Annotated in this window: 3 protein-coding genes; all 3 read left to right on the top strand. The window is 35.3% G+C overall.

Going from position 1 to position 3,294, the window contains the following annotated elements; all coding sequences use genetic code 11:
* Nucleotides 1–1,568, top strand: a 1,568-nt coding sequence (locus P9X27_05805; protein ID MDP8253893.1) for a HEAT repeat domain-containing protein, incomplete at its 5' end; no start/stop codon positions are given.
* A gap of 1 nt (nt 1,569) precedes the next feature.
* The gene (locus P9X27_05800) at nt 1,570–1,995 is read left to right on the top strand and encodes a hypothetical protein (GenBank protein MDP8253892.1); all 426 of its coding nucleotides are present in this window, start codon (nt 1,570–1,572) and stop codon (nt 1,993–1,995) included.
* A 403-nt stretch (nt 1,996–2,398) separates the two neighbouring features.
* Nucleotides 2,399–2,911 (top strand): hypothetical protein, encoded by a 513-nt coding sequence (locus tag P9X27_05795; protein ID MDP8253891.1) that lies wholly within the window; start codon nt 2,399–2,401, stop codon nt 2,909–2,911.
* Nucleotides 2,912–3,294: the final 383 nt, after the last annotated feature.

The raw sequence follows: 3,294 nt of genomic DNA, 5'->3' as shown, positions 1-3,294 counted from the left end.
GAGAACCTGCCGTAGATCCTTTAATAGAAGCTTTAAGCGATGAAGATCATCAGGTCAGGGAAGGGGCAGCCAAAGCATTGGGAGATATAGGAGAACCTGCCGTAGATTCTTTAATAGAAGCCTTAAGCGATGAAGATCATCAGGTCAGGGAAGGGGCAGCCAAAGCATTGGGAGATATAGGCGATTTTCGCGCAGTAGATCTTTTAATAGAAGCCTTGGATGACGAGAATATTTGGGTTGTGGTAGCATCAATTGAGGCATTAGTACATATAGGAGAATCGGCAATAGATTCTCTAATAGAAGCCTTAGGTAATGAAAATGTTCGAATAAAAAATAGAGCAGTAAGCATACTGGGGGATATAGGAGAACCTGCCGTAGGTCCTTTAGTAGAAGCTTTAAGTGATGAGAGTCCAATAGTTAAAAAGATGGCAGCTAAAGCATTGATGGAGATAGGGCCATTAGGCATGATGAGTATATTAGGATTATCTGGAGATGATGCCTCTTATGAAGATGTGATAGCGGTATTGATAGATGCTTTAGGAAATGAAAACAACAGGATGGAGTCTGCAATATTAATATTAGGACAATTAGGAGAACCTGCAGTAGAGCCGCTGATAGAAGCTTTGAAGGATTTTAGAGTTAGAAAAAGGGCGGAAGATGTGCTAACAATGATAGGCAATGCTTCTTTTATTCCTACGGTGAATAGTCTTCTAAAAAGTGAAGATGCTGATTTGCAGGATATAGGGGCAGGGATAATTCAGGGATTAGCTGAACAGTTAGAAGGAGAAAGCGGAATAGATCCCACGATAGATATAGTCCATATGGGTTATATGGATAAAAAAAGTTTGAGAGAGATTGTCTTAACGGATGCATATTCTATAAGCTGTGCCTTAGCTCTGTATTATTTAGGAGAAGTATTCAATGATGTAGGATTTTTAGAAGATCATATGTTTGATGAAATTGATGGGGAGTTATATGTGAAAGACAGGGAGTTCTCCAAGCTAGAAATAGCAGCCATACTAAATACAAATATACCATCCGAATTAGAATGGTGGGGGAAGCTTGCTAATAAAGACGAAAGATTAAAATATGTCGAGCTAGTTTTGAAGGGAGATTTTGTAGATGAAAGAAATTATATTGCAAAAGATAGAGCTTGGTTATGTGTCCAATATGCTGTCCAAGCGGTAATAAATTTTAACGGATATGATAAGGAATTTTTTGCTGACCAAGAAGTATTTGAGGAATACGGGGCAGGATATGTCATTACGCCTATAAGTTATGGAATTCCTCTTTACTTTGCAGTATCACCTGGACATGCTTTCAACGCAGCATTTATAGGAGACGGGGAGATTAGTGATAATCTTAGAGATTGGATACTGATTGAGCCTATGGATGATGATTTTTCTCCTAATTATTTTGGATCTGATTATATAGAAATTTATCGAGATGATATATTTTTTATGCCAGATATGGGATTTCTTATTGACAGTATAACAGGAACGACTATTCAAGTGGATGTTACGGATTATTTTTATGGTGCCGATAGAACAAAAGAAGGGAGCTCTTAGAATGAAAGAAGGAGTTTCAACCAGTTTTGTATTATGTAGTTTGGTTGTATTAATTATTAATAGCTACAATGTAAGAAGAGTCTATGCTGAAGAAAATTTAATTCAATTTAATGAAGGTAAATCAGTAGATGTAGTTGATTTTAAAAATTCTATAAAAGTAAATTTTTACCGTTGGGACAGAAAGAACAATCAAAAAGGAGAATATATTGGTACAGCAGAACTTAAAAATGGTAAATTAACTCATGATGTAAAGGATAATCGGCTTGAGAAAATTATAGAGGGTGATTTGCATGCTATGGTAATGGTAAAAGAAGGAGGTAATTTAGTAAATAGGTTCGTAACATATAAGGTAGGAACGAAAGAACATCTTGAGGGTGTAATAAAATGTTGTAGAAATATTAGCTGTTTTTCCGAGATAGAAAAGTGATAGACCTGATTAATTCAATAAGAATTGATCAGCATTATCTGTTGAATAATGTCTTGGCTTCTTTAACTATGCTCGCTGATTCGTCTAATTTTTGCACCCCTCTGAAGGCATAATCTGATTAAATAAAAGATTCGAGCCTCTTCTGGGCAGCCGATAATACCACTATAAAAATATCTCTAAATAGACACATAATCTTGTATATTCTCTTATATAGTATGCATTTGCATAGTTAGGTAATCAGAGATATAGTTATAAGTAATATTTGCACGGGGAGTTTTTATATTTAAGCCGCTGTAAAATAATAGTTTGCAGAGGTCTTATTTCTTTTAGGTCTATTTGATATTATGGGTATATATGGTATATTTATTATATATGCTTTATAAAGCATAAGGGGGAGGATAAAATGAAGAAAAATATTTGTGTCTTAGTTTTTATGTTAGGGATATTATTTTCATACAGTTTAATGATATCTTTAGTTCCTAGAGATTGTGAATCAATTGCTTTGAGAAGAATGAGAGAAGAAGTTTCAGTCGATAGGGTGGCTCAACATTTAGGTGTTGAACCAAGTGAAATATCTGGTATTTTTGATTCTACTAATAATCTGGCAGTCTTTACTCAGGATAGAATTGTAAGGAATTGTTTTTCAGTATTTCCAACTCTAAAGGATAGGGAAGATAAGTTACGGGAATGGATATGGAAAGGCCATCCTACTTTTCAGGGAAGAATATTAATTGTGGTTGGCCCCGAGTTTATTACAAAAGCAAAGAACATTGTTTCTGATTCAGGCGACTTGCTGTTGATTCAGATTTCTTCATATGCACTAAAAAAAATCTGTTCACCCAAGTTGGCTGATGCAATGATGACTTTAACAGCAATGGATGATGAGGCATTTCAAGCATTGAATAACGGGGGATAATTCTTTCGATTCTTTTGTTGCTTAAAGAGTGGGACATTTGTACAACCTGCCTGTGTAAAAAGTTACTCATTTTTTCCTAATTTTTGTACTCCCCTGAAGCCATAAGGCTGTTAAATACAAGTTCGAGTCTCTTCTGGTCCGGCAATAATACCACTAAAACTATATCTCTGATTAGCGTATTATTCCTGTATTTTCGGTTGTATAGCACCTCTTTATATGTATAATACTCAGAGATAGTGTTATGTCTAATGTTTATACGGGGAGCCATCTATTTTGCTTGGAAATTACGAGCAGAGAATTTAACATTCCCGAGTGGCAATTGTTGTTCGGGACTGTTTTGTATCTCACCAAGTGTTAAAGACTTAGAGCATTATGGTAGAAGT

The organism is Candidatus Kaelpia aquatica (genome assembly GCA_030765335.1).
In the GTDB taxonomy this organism is placed as follows: domain Bacteria; phylum Omnitrophota; class Gorgyraeia; order Kaelpiales; family Kaelpiaceae; genus Kaelpia; species Kaelpia aquatica.
Note: the sequence above shows the minus strand (reverse complement) of the source record. Positions and strands in the feature narration are given on the sequence as shown.